This is a genomic window from Streptomyces sp. UNOC14_S4 (genome assembly GCF_020740835.1).
Taxonomy (GTDB): Bacteria; Actinomycetota; Actinomycetes; order Streptomycetales; family Streptomycetaceae; genus Streptomyces.
The window spans coordinates 1-2,477 of record NZ_JAINFC010000773.1; the positions used below are offsets into that span (position 1 = coordinate 1).

Consider the following 2,477-nt stretch of genomic DNA (forward strand, 5'->3'; position numbering starts at 1 on the left):
GCCCCGCCCCCTCCACCGTCGGTTGGCTATCCGTAGGGGGCACCTACGTCCGCTGTCGGCTCTCCGCCGTCCGGGGGGCGCCCCATCAGGGGCGCGGGGAACTGCGCGAGCAACCACGCACGGTCCGCAGCCGCCGGACGGGCAAGGGTGGCCGAGCTCGTGGGCGGCTTTCAGGGGCGCGGGGAACGGCGCGAGCAACCAGCGACGACCCGCACCCGCCGGACGGGCACGGGCGACCGAGCTCGTGGGCGGCTTTTAGGGGCGCGGGGAACTGCGCGACAAGCCCCCACCGGGGGCGCACCCGCGCGCGGAGCGCAAGCCGCACTCCCAGTAGGCACACCCCGGCCCACGGAAAACGTGTTACTCGATGTCACCGAGCACCGACATGATCTCCCCCCGGTCCACCGCACCGAGCAACCGTTCACGGAACCCCGGATCCATCAGCTTGCGCGACAGGGTCGCGAGAATCCGCAGGTGCTCGTCCCCGGCCGCGGTCTCCGGTACGGAGACCATGAAGACGAGCCGGGCCCGGGTCCCGTCCAGCGCCCCCCACTCGATGCCCGACGCCGAGCGGGCGAAGCCCACCACCGGTCCCGAGACCGCGTTCGTCTTCGCGTGCGGTACGGCGATGGCGTCGCCGAGGCCCGTCGTGCCCAGCTCCTCGCGGGCCAGGGCGGCGGCGACCAGCCCGTCGACGTCCGTCACCCTGCCGGAGGCGGCCAGCAGTTCGGCCATTTCCCGGATCGCCGCTTCCTTGGACTCCGCGGCGAGCCATGGCCGTACGGTCCGCTCGGTGAGGTAACCGGAAAGAGCGGAAGGGGCAGAGGGGGCGGGAGCGGGGATCGCGGCAGGTTCGGCCGGCCCCGCCGAACCGTTGCCCAGAGCCATGAGCGTCACGGTCGTCAGCGCCGTCACCACCGTCCCGATGACGATCGCCACGAAGAACATCGGGACGCCACCGACCGCCCCCAGCGCCGCCACCACCGGCCCGCCGTGCGGCACCCTGTCCGTCACCGCGGCCAGCCCCGCGATCGCCCCGGCCACCGCGCCGCCGAGCATGTTGGCCGGGATGACCCGGGCCGGGCGGGCCGCCGCGAACGGAATGGCGCCCTCCGTGATGCCGAAGCAGCCCATGAACAGCGCCGCCAGACCCGTCTCCCGCTCCGGGGCCGTGAACATCCGGCGGCGCAGCACGGTCGCCAGGCCCTGCCCGAGCGGCGGCACCGGAATGGCCGCCGCGCACATGCCCATGATCTCCGGGCTGCTGGAGACCAGGCCCGCGCCGAAGAGGAAGGCCGTCTTGTTGACCGGGCCGCCCATGTCGAAGGCGATCATCAGGCCCAGCAGTACGCCCAGCAGCGCCGCGCTCGTCCCCGTCAGCCCGCCCAGCCAGCTCGTCAGATGGGCGAAGACCCAGGAGATCGGCCGCCCGATGACGTAGATGAAGAACAGCCCCAGCACGGTCGTCGACAGGATCGGGATCACGATGACCGGCATGATCGGCCTGACGAACCGCGGGACCTCCACCAGCTTGATCCAGCGGACCAGGTACCCGGCGAGGAAGCCCGTGGCGATCGCCCCGATGAACCCCGCCCCGGCCTTGCTGTCGTACAGCTCCCCGTGCCCCGCGATCCAGCCGCCGATCATGCCCGGTACCAGCGCGGGCCGGTCACCGATCGCGTAGGCGATATAGCCGGAGAGCACCGGGATCATCAGAGTGAAGCCGATGGTGCCGATGTCGTTGACGTGCTGCCAGAAGGGGGTGTCGAAGACGATCCCGCGCGGGGTGGTGTGCCCGCCCAGCGCGAGCGAGACCGCGATCAGCAGCCCGCCCACGACCACGAACGGGATCATGTACGAGACGCCGTTCATCAGCGCCTTGTAGACGGCACCGCGCTCCCCGCCGCCCCCCGCCACGGCCGTCGGCAGCAGCCCGCTCGCGCCGCCGTCCCCGGCTCTGGTCCCGGGCCCCGCGTACACCGGAGCCCTGCGCACCCGCTCGATCAGCTGCTCCGGGTGGTGGATGCCCTCCGCCACCCCGACCGACAGCACCCGCTTGCCGACGAACCGGCTCAGGTCGACGTCCTTGTCGGCGGCGACGATGATGCCGTCCGCCCGTCTGACATCGTTGTCGGTCAGGATGTTCTCCGCCCCGATCGAGCCCTGTGTCTCCACCTTCATCTCATGGCCGGAGGCCGCCGCGGCCTGGGTCAGCTTCTCCGCCGCCATATAGGTGTGGGCGATGCCCGTCGGGCACGCCGTCACCGCCAGCAGCCTGAGCCCCTGCCCCTTGTCCCCCGCGTCGTCGGAGGGACCGTCCGTACTGGTCACGTGGATCTCCTCACCGCTCGTCGCGCGCGGCGGTGTGCGGATCGGCCGTGCACCACGCGCTGACCGCATCCTCCAACACCCGTCCGTGGAGGAGAAGGATCACGGTCGCGGTGGCGGAACGAGGCCGGGCGGGGCTGGAGTTCGGC

The 2,477-nt window shown here is 72.0% G+C and carries 1 protein-coding gene; it reads right to left on the reverse strand.

The features are described 5' to 3' along the window. Positions 1-360: 360 nt before the first annotated feature. The gene (locus K6I34_RS35560) at positions 361-2,331 is read right to left on the reverse strand and encodes a fructose-specific PTS transporter subunit EIIC (protein WP_374231109.1); all 1,971 of its coding nucleotides are present in this window, start codon (positions 2,329-2,331) and stop codon (positions 361-363) included. Positions 2,332-2,477 lie beyond the last annotated feature (146 nt).